Here is a 25,171-nt window from a genome sequence, read left to right as displayed (position 1 = left end):
ATTTCAAACTCAACATTTCATAAAAAAACGGAAATAACTTTTAAGCTATTTCCGTTTTTAGTTTTTTAAAGAAAATAAATTATCTCGAGTAAACTGTAATTACACCAGTTGTTTTGTCTTTAATTTTTAGTTCTTTGTTTGTCAAATTCATAATGTCGCTAACAGAACTTATGTTTCCAACTGTAATTGTTAAATCATTATGTGATCTTACATAAGTTCCAGTTGTTTCTGTCAAAGCACAATCTTCTCCATCATAATCTCCTATAACTGCCGTATTGCTCAATCTTAGGTCTAAGTAATCCATTGAGCAGCCGCTTTGATTTGCTGGCGCATCAATTAAAACTTCCTTTCCGTCAATAATTGTTCCCGTTTGTCTCAAGTTGTATTTTCCTTGAATTGGAACAATTGTTTCTCCTTCGTTATCGTCACTGCTACATGATGCTGCAAATAATCCTAAACTTAAGGCTGATACTAATAATAATCTTGTAGTTTTCATGTTTGTTTGTTTTTTATTCATATAATTTAATAATGCTAAATTAAATGTATCATCTTACAAAAAATTTCACGATTTCAGATAAATATTACATAAATCGCATTTAACTTTACTTTTTGAGGTATTTTTTCAAAATATATGGTGTCACTGGTTTTAATGCTTTATTATTCTCAGGATGTCTTCCATGTCCATTAAAGAAATCAATTCCATTTACAGTTTTTGCATACCAAATAATTGCATCTCCATTTTTATCAAAAAACACAGTTGAATCGGTAACATTTACTTTCTTCAGATTAACTAAATTTTCATCTAAAAGTTCAACTTGATTTATCATTCCAAAACCTTGAGTTTTAGAATCACAATCTACTACTTCATAGTGATCATTTGACCATTGCATACATCCATTTTTTGGTAAGAAAAAAAAGAAGAATATACCTAATCCCAAAATAACTACTCCAACTATTAAATATATACGTGTATTAGAAGGTGGTTTCGATATTGTTTCATCATCTACATTAACAATAGATGTTACAGAAATTGATGTACTTTCTAATTCTTCATTTTTAATTTGCTGTGTTTCTTCAGTATGAATAATTGTTTCTGTATCAGAAGTATTTTCTATTTCTTCCTTAATAACTAAACTTTCAGTTGATTTTTTTTCAGTAGAAAAATTAGTATTTCTTAAATCATTTATTAATTCCAAATCTTCAGGATCAATTTCCTTTCTAAATTTATTAAATGGTCTTGGATGAAAATCTACTAATATTGCCGCTAAGTCTACAGTAGTAATATTTGCAGGATTTTTTTCTCCCCTATAAAATCCTCCCACTTTTTTAAACTTATCAGTATACTTAGTAGAAGTATCTTCTTCTGGTTTGAAATCGGTTCTAAAAAAATTACGATATACATTTAAATCTTCCGTTTTTGGATTTGAGCTAAAAATTTCCCAACACAAATCTCTTAGAAGCGCTTGCGAAGGATTGCTTAAATAATGTGAATGCTTTCCCTCGATTTGTTCAATTCTAAATTTATTTCTTATAGCTTCTCTATAATCATTTTCAATTTTCTCTAAAGTAATTTTCTCCATAAGTCTTCAGGATTTTTCGGATTTTTTCTCGGATTTCTCGGATTTTTTCGGATTCAGCAGGAAAGATAGTACATCCCGGAATTCCGTATCAATACAGCTCTAAACCCCACAGAACTTTGCCTCAACAAAATTAGTTAACGTTTTGATCTGCAGGTCAAAAACAAATGTACAAAACTAGTTAAGTAACAAAGTGCGGAAAACCGTAAAACGGAGTTTATCTGGGAAGTATAAATAAAGTTTTATAGTTCTACGCACTTCACTTCCCAAACAAAATTTGGTATTGCCATTAAAACCAACCTGGAAAAGTTCCGGACAGCAATACCCATGTTTAACTTTTAAATCATAAAAAAATGAAAACATTATATCTATTGGGAGCGTGCGCGCTATTGTCAACTACATTATTCTCTTGTACTGCTGACGAATTTGAGACAACAACAAACAAAACTGAGGTAAAAAATGATACCATTCCAGTAAAAGGAGCGCAAGCAACTGGACCAGACGATGATCCAATTCCTGTTAATCCTCCACCAAAAAAACCTTAAATAAAATTTGTAATATTTAATTAATTATTAATTTCGGGGAAAGTACGATTTATGCTACGATCCCCGATTTTTTTGCTATTTACTTTTCTACTTTTTTTCTCCTGTCAGGAGAAACCCTCTATTGTTATTAAACCCGAAATTTCAAGAAAGAGTGCTAATGTTTTACAACAAAATGCAGTTGACAATTTTAAAAAAGACAATTACAATAGTGCATTTTATTATTTCAACAAGTCTAAACTAAAATATGAAACTACAAAAGATAGTGCTGATATTGTCTTTAACCTCATCCAAATGGCCAACATTCAGCAAGTGAATGGTGATTATTACGGAAGTAAGGAAACTTTAACAGAAGCATTACCTTACGTAAAAAATGATTATAATTATTCTGCTGCTGTTAATAATCTGTTTGGTATTGCTTATAAAGAGCTTTCTTTATACAACGATGCTATTTTTTATTACAGTCAAGCAATTAAAGGAGTTACAGATTCTATTTCCACAGTTTCACCTTTAAATAATATTGGAGTAGTTTATATTAAACAAAAAAAATACGATAATGCTATTCAAATTCTAGAATCTATTTTAAATAAAAAGATTCTTGATGATAAACCTTCATCTATAAAAAGTAAAGCACGGGTTATTGATAATCTAGGATTCGCTTACTTCAAAAAAGGATTGGATCTTAAAGGACTTAATTTGTTAAATGAAGGTTTAAAATTAAGAATGCAACTTAAAGATGAATATGGTTGCATCGGAAGTTATCTTCATTTAGCTGAGTTTTATTCGCAAACAGATAGTAAAAAATCAAATGATTATGCTAAAAAAGCTTATGAAATTGCAACTCAATTTCATAGTGTAGACGAACGGTTAAAAGCATTATCAATTTTAATTGCTAATGATTCTGGTACAAAATACGCACAGAAATACATTGTTATTAATGACAGCATTATTACAGTACGAAATAATTTTAAAAACAAGTTTGCAAAAATTAAATACGATTCAAAAAAAGAAAAAGATGAAAACCAGAAACTTCGTTTAAAAAATGCTGAAAACCAGCTCTCGATTCAACGCGGGCAATATCAGCAATATTTATTCATCACTATTTCTCTCTTTTTGGGTGTACTCATTTTTTACCTTAGAAAATATTACAGAAATAAAAATCGTACTGAAAAATTACAAACGGCTTACGACACCGAAACCAGAATTGCCAAAGACATTCATGATGAATTGGCAAATGATGTTTTTAACACCATAACTTTTACACAGACACAGTCTTTGGAGATTGAAAGCACAAGAGAAACGCTGGTTCAAAAACTTGATCATATTTATGCTCGTGTCCGTGGCATTTCAAAAGAAAACAATAGTATTGATATTAAAACAAATTATGCTCTAAATTTAAAAGAGATGCTTTCTACTTATAATAGTGAGAATAGAAATGTTATTATTAACAGCATCGAAAAAGTAAATTGGGATTTGATTGAGGAAATTAAAAAAGTTACGATTTATAGAGTTTTACAGGAATTAATGGTCAATATGAAAAAGCATAGTGAAGCATTGGTAGTTGTAGTAAAGTTTGACAGCGACGGAAAAACAATTTTTATTGACTACACAGATAACGGAAAAGGCACTCAAAAAGACAAAATTGTAAAAAATGGTTTGCTAAATATGGAAAACCGTATTTTGTCTAGTAAAGGAACTATTACTTTTGACACTGAACCAGATAAAGGTTTTAGAGTAAAAATAACAATGCCTAAATAAAAGCCTATGTTTAAAAAAGTAATAATAGCCGAGGATTTTGAAGAATTCAATTTAGCTGTTAAACAAACCTTGAATGATTTTAATATTGACAATTTTCAACATGCAAAATATTGTGACGATGCTTTTCTTAAGATAAGAAAAGCCATTCAGGACAATGAGCCATACGATTTATTAATTAGTGATCTTTCATTTAAAAAAGATCATCGTGATGTAAAAATTGAAAGTGGTGACGAGCTTATTCAAAAAGTTCGTGAACTTCAGCCTGATATTAAAATCATTGCCTATTCTGTTGAGGATAAAAATCTTCGTATAAAATCACTTTTTGAAGATTCTGAAATTAATGCTTTTGTACTCAAAAGCCGAAACAGTATTGAAGATCTCAAAAAGGCGATTAAAATAATTTCGACTTCCGAGGAGAAATTTATTTCTTCCGAGGTTGCTTCTGCACTTCAGGAAAAAGGCAACTACGAAATAGATGATGTCGATATAAAAATCCTTAAATATTTATCTACTGGAACGTCGCAAGATGAAATTATAGAAATTTTTAAAAAAAGTGATATCAAACCCAATAGTAAAAGTGCTATGGAAAAAAGATTAGCAAAACTAAAAGACTTTTTTAAAGCAAATAATACCATTCATTTAGTTTCGATTACAAAAGATATGGGAATTATTTAAATTCCATTTCATTCCTTTTTAAAGCTCCTTCGGGAGCTTTTTTTATTTCTTGTGTTTTAATTTTTTGGATTATGGTTTTCCGTAAAATACTGGTTTTGATTGGTTCTACTTTTGGAATGTTAAAATCTAGATATAAACGGAAAACATTTATTAACTAAACAAAAAATAAAAATGGCAACATCACATGAAATTAAATGTATAAATAAATCTGACAGATACAATATACATGAACGTATTCTAAGTATTGGCGGAATCAATAATAATGGGACGCACTGGAAATTATCTTTAGCAGACGCAATAAAAGGAATAGAAAATGGTGAATGGACCTTTTATGTAAATAACATCTATGGCCGAAAAGTTAATGTAATAATTGCAAAAACTGCATTGGGGAACAAGTATTTGAAAACGGAAGCTGATACTACAGAAAGAAACAATTTATTGGAACTACCTGAATGTAAATAATCAGTCATGGGCTTTCGATTTCAAAAAAGAATCAAACTTGGAGGAGGACTTGGATTAAACATAAGTAAATCCGGAATTTCTCCGAGTTTTAGAACCAAAATGGGAACCTTTAGTAAAAATGGATATTCTACAAAAACAGGTATTCCGGGGATTCGATACCAAAACAGCGGATGTCTTATCTTGTTTGTCTTTACAGGACTCCTTACATTTTTAATCTACAAATTTTAAATAACTCAAAAATGAAACAAAAAAAAATCATAACAATTTCTATTTCCTTATTGATGTTGACAGGCATTATAATTTCTTGTTCAGATTCAGCAGACTCAGCAGAAACAAGTTCTAATCCTAATTCAGGATCAAATTGTCCGACTAAAACTTGTGGTGATTTTGCAACTAGAGCACAGGCACAAGCCGCTTATAATAGTAACAAAAAGTGCTATAAAAATCTAGACGCGGATGGAGATGGAATTGCATGCGAAAATTTAAAATAAACAAACCAAAAACATGATAACACTAGAACTAAAAAGCCATTTTTTAAGATTATATCAAATGGCATTATCAGACGATCAATTTGATGTATTAGAACTTCAAATGTTATATCATTTTGCAGACGAAAGAGGGATTCCGAAAGAGGAGCTCGATAAACTTTTTCTAAATCCTGTAAATACCGATTTTATTGTGCCCGAAGCTTTAAATACAAAAATTGAATATCTGTACGATCTAACCCGAATTATTTGGGCTGACGGAAAAATTACCGATGACGAGTTAAATATGCTGAAAAAGTATTGCAGAAAATTTGATTTCATCGAAGAAAACATCAATGACTTATCTGACTATCTTATTGATTGTGTTCAGAAAAACATTGGTAAAGAAGAAATTATTAGTCAATTAAACACTTAAATTATGAAACCACTAGCACAATTATTTAGTTTAAAAAAATCTGAAGATTCTTCTTTTAAAGTTTTAGAAGAAAATGAAGAAGACAGAGAACAAATTAGAATTACGTATTACCAGAGCGGTTTTGCCGCATCGGTAAAAGCTACAGGAAAACCTATTGTTTTAAAAGCATGTCTTCAAAATTTATACATGAGTTTTGAAGACCAATGCCGAAAACAAAAAATGGAACAAGACAGGCTTAAACAACCTTATCGTGAAGAGCAGGAAAAAAACAGAACCGAGCTAAAAAAGTCTGAAACTGCCATTGGAATTTTTGAAAAAAAAGAACAAGATATCAATGAAAACATTGATCAAATAAAAAATGAAATCATTGAAGTAAAACGTAATCCAGATAAATTCGGGATTGAAGAAGGAAAAGGTCTTAAAGCTCAATTTTATATTGGTCTGATTCTTTTGCTGCCCATTACTTTATATGTTTTAGTTTTCTACATTTCAGCATCTTATTCTGCATTTTTCAAGGAATTTTCAAATGATAGTTTAACAGCAGCAATCTTTGATGCTGATGCATTTACAAACGCTTTTAAAGCAAGCTGGCTTGAAGGAGTTTTGGTTACAACTATTCCTTTCGTTTTTATGGGATTAGGCTATGTAATTCATATGGTTCAAAAAGGAAAAGGAATAAAAAACATCTTCAGACTTGTGGCACTATTTGCCATTACTTTTTTGTTTGATTCTCTTTTAGCTTATATCATTGAGAAAAAAATATATGAGTTCAATAAAACAACCGAATCGTCTCCTTATAACCTAAACATTGCTTTGGGCGAACCAGAATTCTGGATGATCATTTTCGCAGGTTTTGTTGTTTATATTATCTGGGGACTTGTATTTGATTTCGTAATGAAAGAATTTGAAAACATTGATAAAATCAGGGCTTTTATACGAGGAAAAAAAGAAAATTTACTTAACCTTGAAAAACTCAAAGCGGATTATGTTAACAAAATAAATGGTTTTAAAGAACAGATCGTGACTATAAATGGTAAAATATCAGAACTTCAATTGAAAATTGATGGCTTTGTTTTCCCAGTTAAAGAATACCTTCATTATCATCATCAGTATAAAGAAGGGTGGTTCCAGGCAATTAACACAGAAATAGCTTTGCCTCATAAAGAAAAAGTAGAATTACTTGAAAATTGTGAAAACTTATCAGAAGAACATTTAGGAAGATTAAATCTAATTGACCCAGATTTTCAGCATTTAGTGTATTTTAAAAACTAATATTATGAAAAATATTTTACTTAAAGTTTTGGTGTCATTACTACTGATTTTATTTTTTTCATGTAAGGAAGAAACAAAGAAAGAAGAGAATCAAAATACTATTAAAACTTCTGTTTCAGAAAACTACAACATTAGTATTCTAGTAGATTTATCAGATCGAATAAGTCTTAAAAAAAATCCAAATCCTACTATGGAAATATACCAAAGAGATTTAGGTTATATAAAATCGGTTTCAGAAGCTTTTACAGAGCATTTAAAATCTAAAAGAATGAGACAGATTGATGATAAAATGCAATTGTTCTTTAATCCCGAACCTGAAAATCCTAAAATTAACTCTATTTCGAAAGAATTGAGAATTAATGTTACTAAAGAAAATGCCTCGAAACAATTTCTGAATTCTATAAACAATACTTATTCTTCAAAAACAGAGGTTATTTATGAATCAGCAATTAAAGATGATAAATATATTGGTTCAGATATTTGGAATTTTTTTGATAGCAAAGTGCAAGATCAATGTGTTGACAAGGATTTTAGGAACATCTTAATAATCCTAACAGATGGGTATATGTTTTATGAAGGAACTCAGTTTAAAGACAGAAATTTATCGAGTTACTTGACACCTCAACTAATTAAGCAAAATGGTCTAAATACAAATGATTGGCAGAAAAAATTTGAAAAGGAAAATTTTGGTTTCATTAAAATTGATACCGATTTATCAAATCTTGAAGTCTTGGTTTTAGGAATAAATCCAAGCAAGAACAATCCGTTTGAAGAAAAAATCATAAAAGCCTATTGGACCAAATGGTTTTCTGAAATGAAAATAAAACATTTCGAAATTAAAAATGCAGACTTACCTTCTAACATGGATAAAATCATTAAAAATTTTATTCTAAAAAAAGAATAAAAAACAAAAACCATGTCTTTTAAAGAGGAACTTCATTGTCCTCTTTTTTCCATTTAAATCCATCTCAAAAAAATTATAATTTAAAAATTCTATACCATTACGGATTTCCATAAAATATTGGTTTTGATTGAGTTTACATTTGAATATTAATTTAAACTACAGACTTATGGAAATGAATATTCAACTAAAATCATTAGCAGATAAAATAAATCAGCTAAAAAGTAAAATTGAAACAGAAGAATCTACTAAACATGCTTTTGTACTACCATTTATAAACATTCTTGGATATGATGCATTTAATCCGCTAGAAGTTGTGCCTGAATTTACAGCAGATCTAGGATTAAAAAAAGGTGAAAAAGTTGATTATGCTATTTTTCAAAATGGAGAACCTATTATAATTGTAGAATGCAAAAGCTGGAAAGAAAAGCTAACAGTTCATAACTCGCAATTATTCCGTTATTTTCATGTTACAAAAACCCGATTTGCACTTTTAACAAACGGAATAAATTATCAGTTCTTTACTGACTTGGATGATCAAAACAAAATGGATGAAAAACCATTTTTAGAATTTGACATCTGTAATCTAAAAGAGAATACGATAAACGAAATTGCAAAATTTCATAAGGCCAATTTTGATGTCGATAACATTGTCAGCAATGCGAGTTCACTGAAATATATTAAAGAAATTAAAAAGCTTATTAATGCTGAACTAGAAAGTCCATCAAACGATTTTACAAAATTATTTGCAAGTAAAATATACACAGGAAGACTCACTGAAAAAGTGGTTGATGAATTTAAAGATTTGGTTCAAAAATCAGTTAGTCAATTCATTAATGATAAAATTAATGATCGTTTGAATGCAGCTTTAACTAAAGAAACTATTAAACAACAAGATGAAGAAATCAATATTGTTGAAGATGATAATAAAATTGTTACAACCGAAGAAGAACTTGACGGTTATCGTATCGTAGTTGCCATTTTGCGTCGCAAATTACCAATCAGCAGAATCGTATATCGTGATACGCAATCGTATTTTGGAATATTACTGGATGACAACAATCGAAAACCTCTCTGCAGACTTCATTTAAATGGAGGAAAAAAATATTTAAGCCTTTTCAATAATAATAAAAGTGAAAGCAAAATCGCAATATCTTCTATTGACGATATTTATCAATATGAAAAAGAATTACTGGAAACTATCGCTCTTTACGAAACAGAATTAAATCCCGTATAAGTACTTATTTCAAAAAACTTAATTCTAGTTAGATTTATCATTTTAAATAAAACTTTCTAAATCTCAAACTAACTCCCCAATCGCCTATGCAGAAAAACTACCTCATCTTACTTTTTTTAGTAACATTTTATTCTTGTAGAAAAGCTACTGCTTCTCCACCTCCACCAATAAATTCATTTTATAAAACGACAATTACAGCAGATGATCGCAAAACGATTACACCTGAAGAGTCAAAAACCTATCATGTAAATACGACTTATAAGTACGAATACAGGACAGGAAATCCAGGACATTATAAATATAATTATGATGTAAAAGGAATCAACATTAAAGGAGATTCTGTTTTTGGAAACATTAATACAGAAGGAAAATACGGTGCTGGAATATTGAAAATTGACAGCATTGGCGAAATCGAGATTAACACCGAATGGGTGTCACACGGAAAACTTAAAGCTCTTGATAAAAAAGGGAACGAATACCAACTAATTGTCCAATAAAAAATAAACAGATGAAATATACTTTACTTCTACTTTTTGTTTTTGCAACTTCATTTCGAGCGCCAGAAACCAATGTATATATCTGTGGTTCTACTGGTGCAAAAAAATACCATTACAATGAAAATTGTCGTGGTTTACGATCTTGTAGTCATGAAACGGTAAAAACATCAATAAAAAAAGCTCAAGGTCTAGGCTTGACACTTTGTGGATGGGAAGATTGACAATCTTCCCATTTTTATTTAATTATTTGATAATAATCACTTTACAATAATTTCACATTAGTTTTCGTAATTTGAAATAAAACTAATCGTTATGAAATTCTTTAATCTAAAATTTCTGGTATCATTCAAAGAATGGCTTTTTTTAAGAGCTATGCAATCTTCTTTCCTACACTAGTAAACCGTTTAAAAACAAAGGAAAGTCTTATTGAATGAATAAAATTGAAAACTCATTTTTGAACAAAAACCAATTTGGGGAAGATTTCTTGTGGGGTGTTTCAACCGCTGCTTTCCAAATTGAGGGAGCACATGATTCTGACGGAAAAGGTTCTTCTATCTGGGATGTTTTTACTTCTCAAAAAGGAAAAATAAAAAACGGACATCATGCCCTAACTGCCTGCGATTTCTATAACTCTTACCAAGTTGATATTGATCTGATTCGCGAATTAAATATTCCAAATTTCAGATTCTCCATCAGTTGGCCTCGAATTATGCCAACCGGAATTCATCCAGTAAATCAGGCGGGAATAGATTATTACAACAAAATTATAGATTCGCTTCTGGCTTCTGGAATCGAACCTTGGATCACACTATATCATTGGGATTTACCACACGAACTCGAATTAAAAGGAGGCTGGACCAACCGTGAATCGGTTTCCTGGTTTTCAGAATATGTAGAAGTTTGTGTGCAGCATTTCGGCGACCGCGTAAAAAACTGGATGGTGATTAACGAACCTTCAGTTTTTACTGGCGCTGGTTATTTTTTGGGCATTCATGCTCCAGGTAAAAAAGGAATTACCAATTATCTAAAAGCCATGCATCACGTGACTTTGGCAACTGCTGCTGGTGCAAAAATTATCCGAAACAGAATTCCGCATGCTCACATCGGAACAACATTTTCTTGTACTCATATCGAACCTGCGACAGAAAACAAAAAAGATGTTGAAGCTGCCAAACGTGTCGATACGTTATTAAACAGAACTTTCATTGAACCGATTTTAGGATTGGGGTATCCGCAAAAAGATCTTCCTGTTTTAAAAAAACTGAATAGTTATATTTTAGAAGACGATCTCAACAATCTTGCATTCGATTTTGACTTTATAGGTCTGCAATGTTACACGAGAGAAATCGTTAAATCAGCAATGCTGATTCCCTACATTGGTGCCGAATTAGTTAGTGCCGAAAAACGAAATGTAATTTCGACTGAAATGGGCTGGGAAGTTTATCCTCCGGCATTATACCATGTACTTAAAAAGTTTAATGAATACGAAGGCATCCGAAAAATCATTATTACAGAAAATGGTGCTGCTTTTCCCGATACAGTAACCAACGGAAAAGTATTCGATATAAAGAGAACACATTATATTCAGGATCACTTAGAACAAATTTTAAAAGCCAAAAAAGACGGTTTAAACGTTGAAGGATACTTTGTCTGGAGTTTGACCGATAACTTTGAATGGGCCGAAGGTTACAACGCTCGTTTCGGATTAATTCATGTCGATTTTGAAACCCAGAAACGAACCATTAAAAATTCTGGATTATGGTTTAAGGACTTTTTATCTTAAAAGAGTTTTTTTTAACCGCAAAGGACGCAAGGATTTTTTTCCTAAGATTATCTATATAAACCGCAAAGTTCGCAAAGCTAGACTAAATTAAAGCTTTGCGGTTTTTCTTTGTGCCTTTGCGGTTAATCTGCTTTTTGTTTAACCGCAAAGGACGCAAGGATTTTTTTCTAAGATTATCTATATAAAACGCAAAGTTCGCAAAGCCAAACTGAATTAAAGCTTTGCGAACTTTGCGGTTTTTCTTTGTGTCTTTGCGGTTAATCTGCTTTTTGTTTAACCGCATAGGACGCAAGGATTTTTTTCTAAGATTATCTATATAAAAACGCAAAGTTCGCAAGGCTAGACTAAATTAAAGCTTTGCGAACTTTGCGGTTTTTCTTTGTGTCTTTGCGGTTAATCTACTTTTGTTTAACCGCAAAGGACACAAGGTTTTTTTCTAAGATTATCTACATAAAACACAAAGTTCGCAAAGCTAGACTTAATTAAAGCTTTGCGAACTTTGCGGTTTTTCTTTGCGTTTTTGCGGTTAAAAAATCTTAACGGAGTCTATACTTATAATTCTGTTTCAGGATTCCAATATGAACTTTCCCATTCTTTTTTAGGTGTGCTGTCAAAAGAATATATCTTTCCTCTGGATATTTTACTTCATAATTAAATATCGTGTCATTAACCTTAACCTGAAGCAAGTGTTTCCCCTCTCCAGATACCGACAATGACGCCGTTTCATAAGTAGGCATCGCTTCTGTTGCTTTTAAGGTAATATCTTTAACTTTCTCTGTATCTAGAAGTACTTCGAGTTTCAAATTGTCTAGTTTCTTATCTGTTGGCTGTTCAAATGAGACAACATATTTTTTACAACCGAAAGTGGTTAAAACAATTAATAATAGTACAAGTTTTTTCATGAGAGTTGTTTTTTACTAGATGACTTCGATATCAAAATCACTTTTAATTTTTATAAATATAACTAATTTTATTAGAATCAAACTGTCGGAAAAAAGCAAGTTTTGAGGCTTTTAAAATCAGTAGTTTCAGTTGTAATTTTTTTTCCAAAAAAAAGACAAAAAAATCACTTATTTAGCTGATTTTTATTAGGTTTAACGGGATTTTTTTCTTATCTTTATAGTGTAAATAACAGTAAATATATGGCGAGAAACACACTATTTAAAAGCCCAAATTTCACTTCAAAAAGTTATTCTTTTTACCACTTCATGCATTTTATTTTTAAAAATGCTTTTCCATTTAATCTTTTTTCTGCACAAAGTATAAACATGCAGAAGACACCAGAGCAACTGCTCCAACTGCAATCGTAATTATTCTACGAGGATACATTTTCTGAGCCACTTTTTTAGAAAATAGATCTTTCAGATTCAACAAAAGACTTCCTTTTTTAGGAACCTCTTTTGACTCTTCATGTTCATTATTCACCAAAACTTTTTTTTCTATGCCAACATTTTCTACAATTACATTCGTGCCGACACTTTCAATTTGTTTCGCTTCTTCAATTCTACATTTCTCGTTAAATTTTTTAAAAGGGCGAGGCTGAAAATCGACCAAAATTGCTGCAAGATTTATAGCATCAATATTTGACGGATCGGTTTCTCCTTTAAAAAAGGTCTCTATTGGTCTAAACTTATCTTTTTGTTCCTTAAACTTATTCTTTTTGGTATGATCAAAATCTAAGCACAATAAATTTTTAAACACATTTAAATCATCTTGGGTCGGGTTGTTTTCGAAAATAATCCAGCACAAGTCGCGAAGTTTTCCGCGAGAAGGACTGTACAAATAATCGAAGTACTCGCCTTCTTTTTCGATCTCGTATTTAATTTTAATCGCCTTTTTATATTCTTCTAATGTATTACTCATTTTGTCTTTTTTAGGAACTTCTTTTGACCCTTTATGTATCATTTTTCACCAAAACTTTTTTTATATGCCTTTATTTTCGACTTCTACAATTAAACCGCTATCAGCAATTTCAATTTTTGTTCCAATTGTATACTTTTTATATATTTTTTTAATCTCTTCGACCAACTTTTGTCAGACTTATTGCATCTATAATAAGAGAGATTGGTTTAGAATTAAATAACATTTAATAAAAAATAAGGCATTGCATTTTTATTTTATTGGGAATTCGTGGGAATCCCGGGAAAACGCAGGAATTCCGGGAATCCCTTATCTACAGTGATCTAAAACTGCCTTTCCTTTGCATCAGAAATTAGTTCAAGTTTTGTCTGCAGACTAAAACAAAAATATGAAACTGGTTCTAATTTACATTGTGGAAAACCGTAAGACCGAGTTTATTCGGGAAGTATAAATTACGTCTTACAGTTCTACACTCTACTTCCCCAAAAACAATTTTTGGTATCGCAATTACAAGATCCGAATCAATTTCGGACAGCCATACCTATGTCTAATTTCTAAATTAAATTAAAATGAAAAAACTAATACTTTTTATCGCTTTTGCGCTAATATTCACGATATTTTCTTGTACTCCTGATGAGTATGAGACACAAACAGGTACTAAAATCGAAAAGATTAAAAAACCTATTCACGTAGGTGATGATAAGCCTGATGGTCCTGGTGATGGTACAAAACCACCATTGAAACCATAAGTTTAATAAATATATTTTTAGTATCTAATTAATTACTATTTTCGGGGAAAGTAAATTTGTATGTTACGGTCCCCGTTTTTTTATTTTATTCTCTTTCTTTCTTTTTTTTCCTGTAAAGAAAAAAAGACTATTAATTCTAATACGGAAGAAGTACGAAAAGAGGCCCTTATTTTGCGGGACAGAGCAGATGAAAACTATCAAAAAGAAAACTTTAACACCGCTTTTTATGAATTTAATAAATCAAAAGCGCTTTTCGAAACTTTAAAAGACAGTGCCAACATAAGTTATGTTCTTATTCAAATGGCTAGTATCCAGCAAGTCAATGGAGATTACTATGGTAGTAAAGAAACCGTAACTGAAGCATTACCTTATGCTAAATCATTACCTCATATTAAAAAGAAAGATCACATCAGCTGTATAAACAATACGTTAGGAATTGCTGATAAAGAACTTTCTCTTTATGATGATGCTATTTTTTACTATAAAGAATCTGTTAAAGAATCTGAAAGTCCTGAAGGTGAACAAGCACCTCTAAGCAATATTGCAGCAGTTTACATTCATCAAAAAAAGTACAATGAAGCAATTAAACTCTTAGAATCTATTTTAGATGAAAAATTTATAAAGGATAAATCCAAAGAACGTTCTAAAGCCAGAATGCAAGATAATTTGGGCTATGCTTATTTTAACACTGGAATGGATGAAAAGGGATTTCATTTAATGGATAATGCTCTCCAATTAAAAAACGAAATTAAAGATGGTTATGGAAGCATAGAAAGTTATCTTCATCTTGCCGATTATTACTCAAAGAAAGACATTAAGAAATCAGACGAAAATGCTCTTTTGGCATACAAGACAGCCACAAAACTTAATAGTGTCGATGAAAGATTAGAAGCGTTGCAAATTTTAATTTCAAATGATAATAGTTCAAATACGACCCATTATGTACAAAGATATTTTACATTAAATGACAGTATTATTAAAGTTAGAAATAACTTCAAAAACAAGTTTGCTAAAATCAAATACGATTCTAAAAAAGAAAAAGACGAAAACGAAAAACTTCGTTTAGAAAAAGCAGAAAATCAATTATCTCTTGACAGAGCCAAATACATGCGTATTGTATTTGTCATTGTTTTTTTCTTTTTAGTTGTTTTAATTGCAATTCTAATTCGTTATTACAAAAACAAAAACAAGGCTATAGAATTAAAAACATCATACGACACCGAAACAAGAATTGCAAAAAAAATTCATGATGAATTGGCTAATGATGTTTTTCAGGTTATTGCTTTTGCCGAATCTCAGCCTTTATCTACTGAAAATACCAAAGAGAATTTACTTCAAAAATTAGATGACATTTACGGTCGTGTAAGAGGAATTTCGAGAGAAAACAATAGTATTGATACCGGAGTAAATTTCACCCACAGTATAAAAGAAATGCTTTCAGCGTATAATACACGTGAAAGAAATATTATGGTGACCAATATCGAACAAATAAATTGGGAAGCTATCGATGAGATGAAAAAGATTACCATTAGCCGTATTTTACAGGAATTAATGGTCAATATGAAAAAACACAGCGAAGCAAATTTGGTAGTGATAAAATTTGATAGTGATTTAAAATCAATTTTTATAAATTATACCGACAATGGTAAAGGCTGCGAAAAAAATACCATTATAAAAAATGGTCTTCAAAACATGGCAAACCGAATCCTCGCGGTTAATGGATCAATTGATATTGACACTGAACCAAATAAAGGATTTAAGGTAAAAATAGCAATGCCTGAGCAAACGTAAACTAAAGCTCAATTCTTGATTAAAAAATAAAAAGCCTTTCAGAATTATCCGAAAGGCTTTTCTCTTCAAAAAACAATAAAATTATAACCTTTTAAGCTATAATGTTTCGTTTAAAACGGCAACTGCTTCTTTCCAGTTGTTTACCCTCAAGTGATGCGTCTGATTTATATTATGAAATGCTGTAAACATAATAGGTTTACCAATGCAATAATCCAAATTTTTACAATGATCGTCAATTAAATAATCTGTTTTGATAATGGATTTACTTCCGCATAAAACGATATTTTCCCACCCGATAAAAGGAAAATGTTCGCCAAGCCAAGCCACTTTTTCAGCAAGAGAAAGTGGAAATTCTGTAGCTGCAGAAACGATATAAATTTCAAAATTTTTCTGTAATTCTCGTACACTTTCCACAGCATCGGCCATTACCGGCAATGTTCTGAAAAAATTTTCTTTTTTTACGATATCAAGCATCAGTTCTCTTCCGTTAAAAGCTTCTTCTTCGCTTAATCCTTGAATGCTCTCTTTTGTTAAATGAGTTCCGTACGCTTTGTTGTAATGCTCTATTATCTGTAATTCAACATCAGCTAATACACCGTCCATGTCGATTGCAATTGTTTTCTTTTTCATTGTAAAATTATTTTGCGGTAAAATTATGCAAAAATTGCAATAAGTTGCAAATAATTACAATTTTTAACTTATTTTTGCGGTATTAAACTGCAAATAAGATGAAAAAAGAAGAACGCCAGCAGACTATTTTAGAATATTTATCTAAAGAACACCGCGTAACATCCATAGAATTAAGCGAATACTTGAGTGTTTCAGAAGATACGATCAGACGTGATTTAAAAGAGCTTTCAGATCAAGGACTTTTAAAAGCAGTTCGCGGTGGTGCGGTTGCTCCTTCGCCTATGCCTCTTCATTATAGAAAAAGAGAAAAGCACGATTTGGAAAACAAAAAGATTATTGCCGAAAAAGCCATTTCGTATCTAAAAGACGGACAAGTAGTTTTTATTGATGGAGGAACAACTTCTTTGGCTTTAGTAGCCAGTTTTCCGCATGATTTAAAATTGACCGTAATTACAAATAGTTTTCCTGTTGCCGTTTTAGTGGAAGATTTACCAAATATCGAATTGATTTTTGCAGGAGGAAAAATGTGTAAAACCTCTTTTACCACTGCCAGTATGGAATCTTTGGACTTTTTCAGAAATTTCAGAGCCGATATCTGTATTTTGGGAACTTGTGGAATTCATCATGAACGTGGTCTTACTGGAATTTTATATGATGATGCTCAGATCAAAAAGAATATGATTCAGAATTCGAATTTTATACTCGCTTTAGGTTCAAGCGAAAAAATTGATACAGCAGAAACTTATTTTGTTTCTCATTTAAAAGACATCGACGTTTTAGTTACCAATATTTCGCCAGACGAAGAAATATTAAAACCATACAAAAAACAAGTAACGGTTCTTTAATCGTGATAAACCTTTATGCGAAAGTTTTAAACACATACCGCTATGTGTGAAAGCTTGCTTTTTCTATAATCTTAAACAGAATCCAATAAAAATCTATGTTTCTATGTGTTAAAACTAGATTACGCATTTCTTTATTGGTTAACAATAAAAAAGCCTTTCAGAATTTTACTCCTGAAAGGCTTTTTTCTCTACAAATTAATTGGCAAAATTATTTCCATCCGCCGCCCAAGTCTCTGTAAACATGAACTGCAGCATTCAACTGTTCTTTTTTGGTATCAATTAATTCTAATTTAGCTTCTAAAGCATCTCTTTGAGTCATTAAAACTTCAAAATAATCTACTCTAGCCGATTTAAACAAATCGTTTGACACATCGATAGACGTATTCAACGCATCAACCTGTTTTGACTTAAGATCGTAACCTTTTTGAAGATTCTCAATCTTAGACATTTGATTTGACACTTCTAAATAAGCATTTAAAACTGTACGATCATAATTGTATAAGGCTTGAATTTGTCTCGCATTTGCACTGGCAAACTCCGCTTTGATTGCATTTCTGTTAATTAAAGGTGCCACAAGATCTCCCGCCAATGAATACAATAGAGATTCTGGCATTGTAAACAAATAAGAAGGTTTAAAAGCATTTACTCCAATTGCAGCCGTAATATCCAAAGAAGGATAAAACTCAGCGCGAGCAACTTTCACATCTAATTTTGAAGCAACTAATTCTAATTCCGCTTGTTTAATATCTGGACGATTCTCTAACAATTGAGATGGAATTCCAGAACTTACAGCGGTTGGCAAAAGACTTAAGAAATTAGTATTACTTGTTCTTTTGATTTCCTGCGGATATCTACCCAACAAAAAGTTGATTTTGTTTTCAGTTTCCTTAATTTGCTGCAAAATATCAAACTCCATACTTTGTGAAGTCAAAACCTCTGCTTCAAATTTCTTAACTCCTAGTTCCGTTGCTCTTGCAGCTTGTTTTTGAACTTTTACAATTTCTAAAGCGTTGGTCTGCAATTTGATGGTTTGTTTTACAATATCCAACTGATTGTCTAAAGCCATTAATTCGTAATAAGAATCGGCAACTTCAGCAATAAGGTTTGTAATCACAAAGTTTTTACCTTCAACAGTAGCTAAATATCTGTTTAAAGCAGCTTTTTTAGAATTACGAAGTTTTTTCCAGATATCGACTTCCCAGTTTGCATAAGCCGAAATGGTGAAATCTCCTAATGGATCTGGAGTTTCAACACCTGGTTTGATTTCAGTTGTAGCATCACCCGCACCTTGACTTGTGTATCTACCTACTTTTTCTACTCCAGCTCCAGCTCGTAAACCAGCAGTTGGTAGTAAAAGTCCTTTTTTTACACGAATATCATTCTTTGCGATTTCGATTTCCTGCAAAGTGATATTTAGTTCCTGATTATTTTTAAGTGCCACATCAATTAAATCGATGAGGTTTTGATCTTTAAAGTAATCTTTCCAAGCCAAAGAAGCTGTGTTGTTGTTTGCATCCTGCGTTTGAGCTGTTTGCCCAAACGAATTAGGAACAGGTGTACTTGTCGTTACTGCTGCCTCAGGTGCAGGGGTTTTACACCCTGCAACTGCTAGACATACAGCTAATGCAATACTATATTGATATGATTTAACTTTATACATGATTGTTATCAATTTCTTCTGTTAATGGATTTTCTTCTTCATGTTTTACCAGTTTGTGTTTCTCGGCAATCTTAGCAAATATGAAATACAATCCCGGAATTACAAAGACCCCGCAGATTGTTCCGATAAGCATACCTCCTGCTGCTGCGGTACCAATAGTTCTATTTCCAATTTTACCAGGACCTGTAGCAAATGCAAGTGGTAATAAACCTGCAATGAAAGCAAATGAAGTCATCAAAATTGGACGGAACCTAGCTTTTGCTCCTTCCATCGCTGCATCTAAAACAGATTTTCCTGCTGCGTGTCTCTGAATCGCAAACTCTACAATCAGTACGGCATTCTTACCTAATAAACCGATAAGCATTACCATGGCAACTTGAGCATAAATGTTGTTTTCTAATCCTGTTAATTTCAATAAAAAGAAAGCTCCGAAAATACCCGCAGGTAACGAAAGAATTACAGATAATGGCAGAATAAAACTTTCATACTGCGCCGCTAATACCAAGTAAACGAATCCTAAACAGATTAAGAATACCCAAATTGCCTGATTACCTTGTGCTACCTCATCGGCAGAAATACCTGCCCAGTCAATGTCATATCCTCTTGGTAATTTTTCGGCTGCTATTTTCTGAATCACCTTAATCGCAGTTCCTGAACTATAACCTGCTGCTGGCGAACCACTGATTTGTGTTGAGGTGTACATGTTATGACGTGTAATCTCGGAAAGTCCGTATACTTTTTCTAACTTCATAAAAGCAGAAAACGGCACCATTTCGTCACGGTCATTTTTCACGTACAACTTTAAGATATCATCTGGTTGTGCACGATATTCTGGTGAAGCTTGAACGATTACTTTATAGTTGATACCGAATTTAATAAAACTGATCTCGTAGTTACTTCCCACCAAAGTTGACAGCGTGTTCATAGCGTTTTCGATAGAAACACCTTTTTGCTGTGCCAAATCGTTATCGACTTTCATCATATATTGAGGGAAACTAGAGCTATAGAAACTGAATACGTTTGTTAATTCCGGTTGCTTGTTTAATTCAGCCACAAAATCGTTGTTAACCTGTTCCATTCTCTTATAATCTACAGAACCTGTTTTATCTAACAAACGAAGCTCAAATCCTCCGGCAGCTCCATATCCTGGTACAGCAGGTGGTTGAAAGAATTCGATATTAGCTCCTGTAATATCTTTACATTTTTCCTCCATTTCATGCATGATCTCCAAAACAGATTCTTTTCTGTCGCTCCAATCTTTCAAGTTAACCAAACACGTTCCTGAGTTCGCTCCTGTACCTTCAGATAAAATCTCATAACCTGCTAATGAAGAAACCGATTTTACTCCATCAATATCTTCTGCAATTTTTTGAACGCGCTCTGCAATATTATTTGTTCTTTCTAAAGAAGAGCCTGGCGGTGTCTGAATTACAGCATAAAACATTCCCTGATCCTCATTCGGAATAAATCCAGAAGGAACCGAACTGCTGATTAACCACGTTCCAGCACAGAAAACCAAAAGAGCCACAATCGTAACCACTCTTCTGTTTACAATTTTAGCCAATAAGTTTTGGTATTTTCCTTGTGCTAAATTGAATTTTTCGTTGAAAGCATCAATAAATCTATTCGCTGGAGTTTTCTTTTTAGGCACTCCATGATTATTTTTCAACATCATCGCACAAAGCGCTGGTGTCAAAGTCAAAGCCACAATACCAGAAAGAATAATAGCAGTTGCCATTGTTACAGAAAACTGTCTATAGAATACTCCAACAGGCCCCGACATAAAAGCTACTGGAATAAATACTGCCGCCATAAGAAAGGTAATAGCAATAATTGCCCCCGCGATTTCATGCATTGCTTTCTTAGTTGCTTTAAATGGCGACAGATGTTCCTCTTCCATCTTGGCATGGACGGCCTCGATAACTACAATCGCATCATCGACGACGACCCCAATTGCCAATACTAGAGCAAATAACGTAATTAAGTTCAACGAAATATCGAAGAATGTCATGAATATAAACGTTCCTACCAACGATACAGGAACCGCAATTGCCGGAATAACTGTAGAACGCCAATCTCCTAAGAAAAGGAATACTACTAAACCTACCAGAATAAATGCTTCAACTAAAGTGTGAATTACTTTTTCGATAGAAGCATCAAGGAATTTAGAAACGTCATACGAGATTTCGTAATCCATTCCTTTTGGAAATCTTTGTTTGATTTTTTCCAGTTTCGCTTTTACTTCTTCAATAACTTGATTCGCATTACTACCAAAAGATTGTTTTAAAACGATTGCTGCAGATGGTCTTCCATTCAAATTAGAATAGATATCATACATCGAGCTTCCAAATTCAACTTTTGCAACATCTTTCAATCTTAAAAGTTCTCCGTTTGGATTTGCTTTTACTACAATGTTCTCGTATTGTTCTTTTGTTGTAAAACGTCCAGAATATTTTAATACATATTCAAATGCTTGAGAACGTTTACCAGAACTTTCTCCTGTTTTACCTGGAGAAGCTTCCAAACTCTGACTAGATAATGCTTCCATTACTTCATCAGCAGAAATTTTATAAGCCAACATACGATCTGGTTTTAACCAAATACGCATTGCATATTCACGTGTTCCTAAGATATCTCCAGAACCAATACCATTTACCCTTTTCAATTCAGAAAGTACGTTGATATCAGCGTAGTTGTACAAGAACTTCATATCGGTATTTTTGTCTGTACTGTAAAGGTTCACGTACATCAACATACTCGGTACTTCTCGCGTAATTTTGATACCCTCACGAATTACCAAAGGAGGAAGTTTATTAGTAACCGAAGCCACACGGTTTTGAACGTTAATAGCAGCTTGGTTCGGATCTGTTCCTAGATTGAAAACAACTTTAATTGTTGCCTCACCATCATTACCAGCATCAGAAGCCATATATTTCATTCCAGGAACACCGTTTAAGGCTCTTTCCAAAGGAATAACAACTGCCTTGATCATCAACTCACCATTAGATCCCGGATAATCTGCAGTAACGTTCACCATTGGAGGCGAAATTGTAGGGAACTGGGTAATTGGTAAACTCAATACCGACAAAACCCCTAAAAAGACAATAATCAACGATATTACTATCGACAGAACAGGTCTTTGAATAAATTTATTAAACATTTTTGTATTTTTTAATGATTAAAACCCAGTAAACCTATTCTGCTTTTAAACGTAAATGATTTATAACCTCTTTTGGAGATTCGTAATCAAATTTAATTTTGTCGTTTTCTTTTACTTTCTGAACCCCTTCAAGTAAGATTTTATCATTTTCAGTAAGACCGCTCTTAATTACGTATAAATCAGGAATTTCTCCAGTAATTGTAATTTCTCTAGAACTTACTTTGTTGTCTTTACCTACTATAAAAACATATTTCTTATCTTGAATTTCGTAAGTTGCTTTTTGCGGAATTACGATCGCATTTTTTAACGGAACGTTCATCTGAACCTGTCCTGTTTCTCCGTTTCTAAGTAACTTATTAGAATTAGGGAATCTTGCTCTGAAAGCAATATTTCCAGTTTCATTATTGAATTCACTTTCTATAACTTCAACATTTCCTTTGTCTTTGAAAATATCTCCATTAGCCAAAACTAAATTCACTTTGTTATCTGCACGGTCTTTAATATTAGTTTCATAACTAATGTATTCTGGTTCCGAAACATTGAAATAAGCAAACATTTGACTGTTGTCTGAAAGGCTAGTCAACAATTCTCCTTCATCAATTAAACTTCCTAGTTTTAATGGAATTCTGTCAATTGTTCCGTCAAATGGAGCTCTGATTTCTGTGAATGATAAATGTAGTTTTGCCAATGCCACTTCTGCTTTTGCAGACTGTAATTTTGCTTGAGCCGAACTTAATTCGTTTTTAGAAACGATATTTTTATCAGCTAAAAGTTTTGAATTTTGCAATTCGATTTCTACTGATTTTTGTTCAGCCTGCGCTTTTAACAATTCAGACTGGTACATGTTTGGCATAATTTTGAACAACAATTGTCCTTTTTTTACAAACTGTCCTTCATCAACATAAATGTTTTGTAAAAACCCTTTTTCCTGGGCACGGATTTCGATGTTTCTAACAGATCGAATCTGCGAAACATATTCCTTCGTAAACGAAGTATCAATTTTTACCGGATTAGTTACAGTGAACTTTTCCGCTTCTTCTTTTTCTTCTTTTTTTTGTGTACAACTGGTTAAGCACACCGCGGCCATAAAGCCCGCGAACAAGATGATTCTTTTCATGATTTTTAAATGGAAATTAAGCGATTGAATGCTTGGAATACAAAGATTCCTTAAAGATGGAATGGAACATCAGTAAGCTCTAGTCTGACCTTAATTGTCATATAAGCGGAAGTAAGAAAAAAATATACATCAACAAGATATGCAGGATCGCAACTTAGGCAACCGATGTATATTTTAAAATCAAATTCTTAATACTCGTTGAGTAATGTATAAAGGATTTGAATGCCCTAAAGAAGGCGTAGAAATTTTAAAACGATTGATTTCGTTTGCAGCAGATTGATCTGAAAGTGCCAGATATAAGTCTTCTACAAGACTGTAAGAAACTGCAAAAAATTTATTCGTAAGTCCATCAACATCATCATTTCCCAGAAGGTCTTCTTCGATATCAACATCTGTGGCATCTTCAATAGTTGAAGATCCACGATCTTGATTGGTGAATTTAACTCGATGTTTCTTTTCAAGATTATGGTGTTGAGGTAAGCCAAAAGTATTTGCATTAAGATATTGACCTCCGCCTAGCAGAAGCATATTCATGAATACTAAAAATACTATTAACTTTCTCATTTGGGTGCGAAAGTAATAAAAGATTGGAATAAAAAAAATAAAATAAGAAAGTCTTAACATGGAATCGTAAACGAAAACGTTTTCACTTTAAAACAAATTTAAGAAATGTAGCTTTTAGAACGACAAAAACAACATAAAACACTCAAAAACAAACACTTAAAAACAAACTTGCATGATAATAAATTCATGTCCGGCATTGGTAAAAGTTTCTCCAATAGCTTTCATTCCGAATTTTTCATAGAATGCTGTTTTCTCTTTTCGTGCATTGCACCAGATTTTCTGTACTCCTTTTTCTTTCGCAGCTTCAAAAATATGATTTAATAATGCCGAAGCAATTCCTCTACCCTGAAAAGAATCTAAAGTGGCTAATTTTCTAAACTGCATTTCGTTTCCAGTTATAAAACAAGAAACTATAGAAACTAACTGATTGTCTATAAAAACACCGTAATGCAATCCAAAATCATCTTCTTTTAACTGAACAAATTCAAAAGGCTGATCGGGCCACATCACTTCGTGTCTGATTTTCCAAGTATCGGATGCTTTTATGTTTTTAATTTCCATAATTGTTCTCTTTTCAAGTAGATCAAAAGTAATTCATTTGTTGAATGGAAAAAAACAACTGATTCTGTTTATACTTTTAGTATAGAAAAATTACAAAAAAATAAATCAGATAAATCATTCAATCCAAATTGCTTGTGATTGTTTTTATTCAACCCAATAAAATCTATTTTAAAAAAATCTGGTTATCATTCTTGCGTATATCTAGAAAAAAAGGGAATCCTCAGATTCCCTTTTCATTATATCTTAACATAATACGTTTCTAAATTATCGGTATTAATTTTCTCTACACCTTGTTCTGTTTGGACTGCGACATTGATCACATGTAAGACATCTGCTTTTTCGTTCAGACTACAATTCCAAATTGTTCCGTCTGAAAGTACAATTTCTGAAAATAAAGAGACTGCACTTTTCTGATCATTGTAAACTAAACTTTCTTTTTTTAAAATTTTCTTTTCTTTTGTTTTTTTATCTACTTCAAAAAAGAGAATTTCATTTTCACTAATTTCAATAAACTCATCCGCATTAGTTGGATTTTCATTATTTACAGCTGTACTTGACCAAACGGGCTGGCTACCAGATTTTTTCCAGACACCTACTGCTAGATCTAGAATTTCTTTTCTTAAAAATTCA

The 25,171-nt window shown here is 32.1% G+C and carries 27 protein-coding genes and 1 pseudogene; 16 read left to right on the top strand and 12 right to left on the bottom strand.

The window, feature by feature from the left end:
- Positions 1-79: 79 nt before the first annotated feature.
- Both VGE71_RS14095 and VGE71_RS14090 read right to left on the bottom strand, forming a co-directional pair.
- Positions 80-496: a lipocalin family protein gene (locus VGE71_RS14095; protein ID WP_331138910.1), complete on the bottom strand. Its 417-nt coding sequence runs from the start codon at positions 494-496 to the stop codon at positions 80-82.
- A 106-nt stretch (positions 497-602) separates the two neighbouring features.
- Positions 603-1,580 carry a hypothetical protein gene (locus VGE71_RS14090; RefSeq protein WP_331138909.1) on the bottom strand — a complete coding sequence of 326 codons (978 nt, stop codon included), beginning with the start codon at positions 1,578-1,580 and terminating at the stop codon, positions 603-605.
- A gap of 350 nt (positions 1,581-1,930) precedes the next feature.
- Between VGE71_RS14090 and VGE71_RS14085 the strand changes: the two genes are divergently transcribed.
- The 13 genes from VGE71_RS14085 to VGE71_RS14025 all read left to right on the top strand — a co-directional run bounded on the left by VGE71_RS14085 (position 1,931) and on the right by VGE71_RS14025 (position 11,604).
- Entirely contained in the window at positions 1,931-2,122 is a 192-nt protein-coding gene (locus tag VGE71_RS14085; protein WP_331138908.1) for a hypothetical protein, read from the top strand.
- A gap of 291 nt (positions 2,123-2,413) precedes the next feature.
- The gene (locus VGE71_RS14080) at positions 2,414-3,877 is read left to right on the top strand and encodes a tetratricopeptide repeat-containing sensor histidine kinase (RefSeq protein ID WP_331138907.1); all 1,464 of its coding nucleotides are present in this window, start codon (positions 2,414-2,416) and stop codon (positions 3,875-3,877) included.
- Between the two features lie 6 nt (positions 3,878-3,883).
- A complete protein-coding gene (locus VGE71_RS14075; protein ID WP_331138906.1) occupies positions 3,884-4,552 on the top strand; it encodes a response regulator in 669 nt (222 codons plus the stop codon).
- Positions 4,553-4,723: 171 nt separating this feature from the next.
- A complete protein-coding gene (locus VGE71_RS14070; RefSeq protein ID WP_331138905.1) occupies positions 4,724-5,014 on the top strand; it encodes a DUF3892 domain-containing protein in 291 nt (96 codons plus the stop codon).
- A 6-nt stretch (positions 5,015-5,020) separates the two neighbouring features.
- Complete coding sequence (locus tag VGE71_RS14065) at positions 5,021-5,242, top strand: DUF4236 domain-containing protein (protein ID WP_144218635.1); 222 nt, start codon at positions 5,021-5,023, stop codon at positions 5,240-5,242.
- A gap of 11 nt (positions 5,243-5,253) precedes the next feature.
- Complete coding sequence (locus VGE71_RS14060) at positions 5,254-5,505, top strand: excalibur calcium-binding domain-containing protein (protein ID WP_331138904.1); 252 nt, start codon at positions 5,254-5,256, stop codon at positions 5,503-5,505.
- 13 nt (positions 5,506-5,518) lie between these two features.
- Positions 5,519-5,914 carry a hypothetical protein gene (locus tag VGE71_RS14055; RefSeq protein ID WP_331138903.1) on the top strand — a complete coding sequence of 132 codons (396 nt, stop codon included), beginning with the start codon at positions 5,519-5,521 and terminating at the stop codon, positions 5,912-5,914.
- A 3-nt stretch (positions 5,915-5,917) separates the two neighbouring features.
- Entirely contained in the window at positions 5,918-7,186 is a 1,269-nt protein-coding gene (locus tag VGE71_RS14050) for an ABC transporter permease (RefSeq protein WP_331138902.1), read from the top strand.
- Between the two features lie 4 nt (positions 7,187-7,190).
- Positions 7,191-8,090 (top strand): hypothetical protein, encoded by a 900-nt coding sequence (locus VGE71_RS14045; RefSeq protein WP_331138901.1) that lies wholly within the window; start codon positions 7,191-7,193, stop codon positions 8,088-8,090.
- Between the two features lie 166 nt (positions 8,091-8,256).
- A complete protein-coding gene (locus tag VGE71_RS14040) occupies positions 8,257-9,324 on the top strand; it encodes a type I restriction endonuclease (protein WP_331138900.1) in 1,068 nt (355 codons plus the stop codon).
- Positions 9,325-9,410: 86 nt separating this feature from the next.
- The gene (locus tag VGE71_RS14035) at positions 9,411-9,821 is read left to right on the top strand and encodes a hypothetical protein (protein WP_331138899.1); all 411 of its coding nucleotides are present in this window, start codon (positions 9,411-9,413) and stop codon (positions 9,819-9,821) included.
- An 11-nt stretch (positions 9,822-9,832) separates the two neighbouring features.
- A complete protein-coding gene (locus VGE71_RS14030; protein WP_331138898.1) occupies positions 9,833-10,042 on the top strand; it encodes a hypothetical protein in 210 nt (69 codons plus the stop codon).
- Positions 10,043-10,251: 209 nt separating this feature from the next.
- The gene (locus VGE71_RS14025) at positions 10,252-11,604 is read left to right on the top strand and encodes a GH1 family beta-glucosidase (protein WP_331138897.1); all 1,353 of its coding nucleotides are present in this window, start codon (positions 10,252-10,254) and stop codon (positions 11,602-11,604) included.
- An 82-nt stretch (positions 11,605-11,686) separates the two neighbouring features.
- Here VGE71_RS14025 and VGE71_RS14020 read toward each other — a convergent pair whose 3' ends face one another.
- From VGE71_RS14020 to VGE71_RS14010, 3 genes are all read right to left on the bottom strand, one after another.
- Positions 11,687-11,887, bottom strand: a complete 201-nt coding sequence (locus VGE71_RS14020; RefSeq protein WP_331138896.1) for a hypothetical protein — start codon at positions 11,885-11,887, stop codon at positions 11,687-11,689.
- A 253-nt stretch (positions 11,888-12,140) separates the two neighbouring features.
- Positions 12,141-12,506 carry a hypothetical protein gene (locus tag VGE71_RS14015; protein ID WP_331138895.1) on the bottom strand — a complete coding sequence of 122 codons (366 nt, stop codon included), beginning with the start codon at positions 12,504-12,506 and terminating at the stop codon, positions 12,141-12,143.
- A 337-nt stretch (positions 12,507-12,843) separates the two neighbouring features.
- Positions 12,844-13,467: a hypothetical protein gene (locus tag VGE71_RS14010; protein WP_331138894.1), complete on the bottom strand. Its 624-nt coding sequence runs from the start codon at positions 13,465-13,467 to the stop codon at positions 12,844-12,846.
- Positions 13,468-14,033: 566 nt separating this feature from the next.
- On the opposite strand from VGE71_RS14010, the gene VGE71_RS14005 reads away from it, so the two are divergent.
- A complete protein-coding gene (locus tag VGE71_RS14005; RefSeq protein WP_331138893.1) occupies positions 14,034-14,213 on the top strand; it encodes a hypothetical protein in 180 nt (59 codons plus the stop codon).
- Between the two features lie 171 nt (positions 14,214-14,384).
- Entirely contained in the window at positions 14,385-16,004 is a 1,620-nt protein-coding gene (locus VGE71_RS14000; protein ID WP_331138892.1) for an ATP-binding protein, read from the top strand.
- A 96-nt stretch (positions 16,005-16,100) separates the two neighbouring features.
- Here VGE71_RS14000 and VGE71_RS13995 read toward each other — a convergent pair whose 3' ends face one another.
- Positions 16,101-16,634, bottom strand: a complete 534-nt coding sequence (locus VGE71_RS13995) for a 5' nucleotidase, NT5C type (protein ID WP_331138891.1) — start codon at positions 16,632-16,634, stop codon at positions 16,101-16,103.
- 98 nt (positions 16,635-16,732) lie between these two features.
- Between VGE71_RS13995 and VGE71_RS13990 the strand changes: the two genes are divergently transcribed.
- Entirely contained in the window at positions 16,733-17,479 is a 747-nt protein-coding gene (locus tag VGE71_RS13990; protein WP_331138890.1) for a DeoR/GlpR family DNA-binding transcription regulator, read from the top strand.
- A 208-nt stretch (positions 17,480-17,687) separates the two neighbouring features.
- Here the strand turns inward: VGE71_RS13990 and VGE71_RS13985 are convergent, their stop codons facing one another.
- The 6 genes and pseudogenes from VGE71_RS13985 to VGE71_RS13960 form a co-directional block, all read right to left on the bottom strand.
- Positions 17,688-19,139, bottom strand: a complete 1,452-nt coding sequence (locus VGE71_RS13985; RefSeq protein WP_331138889.1) for a TolC family protein — start codon at positions 19,137-19,139, stop codon at positions 17,688-17,690.
- Positions 19,132-22,299 (bottom strand): efflux RND transporter permease subunit, encoded by a 3,168-nt coding sequence (locus VGE71_RS13980; RefSeq protein ID WP_331138888.1) that lies wholly within the window; start codon positions 22,297-22,299, stop codon positions 19,132-19,134. The genes VGE71_RS13985 and VGE71_RS13980 overlap by 8 nt, the downstream gene beginning before the upstream one ends.
- Positions 22,300-22,333: 34 nt before the next feature.
- Positions 22,334-23,416: an efflux RND transporter periplasmic adaptor subunit gene (locus VGE71_RS13975; RefSeq protein ID WP_331138887.1), complete on the bottom strand. Its 1,083-nt coding sequence runs from the start codon at positions 23,414-23,416 to the stop codon at positions 22,334-22,336.
- A gap of 180 nt (positions 23,417-23,596) precedes the next feature.
- The gene (locus VGE71_RS13970; RefSeq protein ID WP_331138886.1) at positions 23,597-23,980 is read right to left on the bottom strand and encodes a hypothetical protein; all 384 of its coding nucleotides are present in this window, start codon (positions 23,978-23,980) and stop codon (positions 23,597-23,599) included.
- Between the two features lie 156 nt (positions 23,981-24,136).
- Complete coding sequence (locus VGE71_RS13965; protein WP_331138885.1) at positions 24,137-24,541, bottom strand: GNAT family N-acetyltransferase; 405 nt, start codon at positions 24,539-24,541, stop codon at positions 24,137-24,139.
- A 236-nt stretch (positions 24,542-24,777) separates the two neighbouring features.
- Positions 24,778-25,171 (bottom strand): annotated as a pseudogene (locus VGE71_RS13960) (hypothetical protein); the annotation flags it as partial.

Source organism: Flavobacterium sp. (assembly GCF_036405015.1).
In the GTDB taxonomy this organism is placed as follows: Bacteria; Bacteroidota; Bacteroidia; order Flavobacteriales; family Flavobacteriaceae; genus Flavobacterium.
Note: the sequence above shows the minus strand (reverse complement) of the source record. Positions and strands in the feature narration are given on the sequence as shown.

Bases quoted from the DNA above. Each gene is read 5' to 3' on its own strand.
- VGE71_RS14025 (WP_331138897.1), top strand. From the start codon at position 10,252: ATGAATAAAATTGAAAACTCATTTTTGAACAAAAACCAATTTGGGGAA.
- VGE71_RS13965 (WP_331138885.1), bottom strand. From the start codon at position 24,541: ATGGAAATTAAAAACATAAAAGCATCCGATACTTGGAAAATCAGACAC.
- VGE71_RS14015 (WP_331138895.1), bottom strand. From the start codon at position 12,506: ATGAAAAAACTTGTACTATTATTAATTGTTTTAACCACTTTCGGTTGT.
- VGE71_RS14010 (WP_331138894.1), bottom strand. From the start codon at position 13,467: ATGAGTAATACATTAGAAGAATATAAAAAGGCGATTAAAATTAAATAC.
- VGE71_RS14070 (WP_331138905.1), top strand. From the start codon at position 4,724: ATGGCAACATCACATGAAATTAAATGTATAAATAAATCTGACAGATAC.
- VGE71_RS14050 (WP_331138902.1), top strand. From the start codon at position 5,918: ATGAAACCACTAGCACAATTATTTAGTTTAAAAAAATCTGAAGATTCT.
- VGE71_RS14055 (WP_331138903.1), top strand. From the start codon at position 5,519: ATGATAACACTAGAACTAAAAAGCCATTTTTTAAGATTATATCAAATG.
- VGE71_RS14035 (WP_331138899.1), top strand. From the start codon at position 9,411: ATGCAGAAAAACTACCTCATCTTACTTTTTTTAGTAACATTTTATTCT.
- VGE71_RS14040 (WP_331138900.1), top strand. From the start codon at position 8,257: ATGGAAATGAATATTCAACTAAAATCATTAGCAGATAAAATAAATCAG.
- VGE71_RS13980 (WP_331138888.1), bottom strand. From the start codon at position 22,299: ATGTTTAATAAATTTATTCAAAGACCTGTTCTGTCGATAGTAATATCG.
- VGE71_RS14005 (WP_331138893.1), top strand. From the start codon at position 14,034: ATGAAAAAACTAATACTTTTTATCGCTTTTGCGCTAATATTCACGATA.
- VGE71_RS14030 (WP_331138898.1), top strand. From the start codon at position 9,833: ATGAAATATACTTTACTTCTACTTTTTGTTTTTGCAACTTCATTTCGA.
- VGE71_RS14090 (WP_331138909.1), bottom strand. From the start codon at position 1,580: ATGGAGAAAATTACTTTAGAGAAAATTGAAAATGATTATAGAGAAGCT.
- VGE71_RS14020 (WP_331138896.1), bottom strand. From the start codon at position 11,887: ATGCGGTTAAACAAAAAGCAGATTAACCGCAAAGACACAAAGAAAAAC.
- VGE71_RS14075 (WP_331138906.1), top strand. From the start codon at position 3,884: ATGTTTAAAAAAGTAATAATAGCCGAGGATTTTGAAGAATTCAATTTA.
- VGE71_RS14065 (WP_144218635.1), top strand. From the start codon at position 5,021: ATGGGCTTTCGATTTCAAAAAAGAATCAAACTTGGAGGAGGACTTGGA.
- VGE71_RS14045 (WP_331138901.1), top strand. From the start codon at position 7,191: ATGAAAAATATTTTACTTAAAGTTTTGGTGTCATTACTACTGATTTTA.
- VGE71_RS13995 (WP_331138891.1), bottom strand. From the start codon at position 16,634: ATGAAAAAGAAAACAATTGCAATCGACATGGACGGTGTATTAGCTGAT.
- VGE71_RS13970 (WP_331138886.1), bottom strand. From the start codon at position 23,980: ATGAGAAAGTTAATAGTATTTTTAGTATTCATGAATATGCTTCTGCTA.
- VGE71_RS13990 (WP_331138890.1), top strand. From the start codon at position 16,733: ATGAAAAAAGAAGAACGCCAGCAGACTATTTTAGAATATTTATCTAAA.
- VGE71_RS14095 (WP_331138910.1), bottom strand. From the start codon at position 496: ATGAAAACTACAAGATTATTATTAGTATCAGCCTTAAGTTTAGGATTA.
- VGE71_RS14060 (WP_331138904.1), top strand. From the start codon at position 5,254: ATGAAACAAAAAAAAATCATAACAATTTCTATTTCCTTATTGATGTTG.
- VGE71_RS14080 (WP_331138907.1), top strand. From the start codon at position 2,414: ATGGCCAACATTCAGCAAGTGAATGGTGATTATTACGGAAGTAAGGAA.
- VGE71_RS14085 (WP_331138908.1), top strand. From the start codon at position 1,931: ATGAAAACATTATATCTATTGGGAGCGTGCGCGCTATTGTCAACTACA.
- VGE71_RS13985 (WP_331138889.1), bottom strand. From the start codon at position 19,139: ATGTATAAAGTTAAATCATATCAATATAGTATTGCATTAGCTGTATGT.
- VGE71_RS13975 (WP_331138887.1), bottom strand. From the start codon at position 23,416: ATGAAAAGAATCATCTTGTTCGCGGGCTTTATGGCCGCGGTGTGCTTA.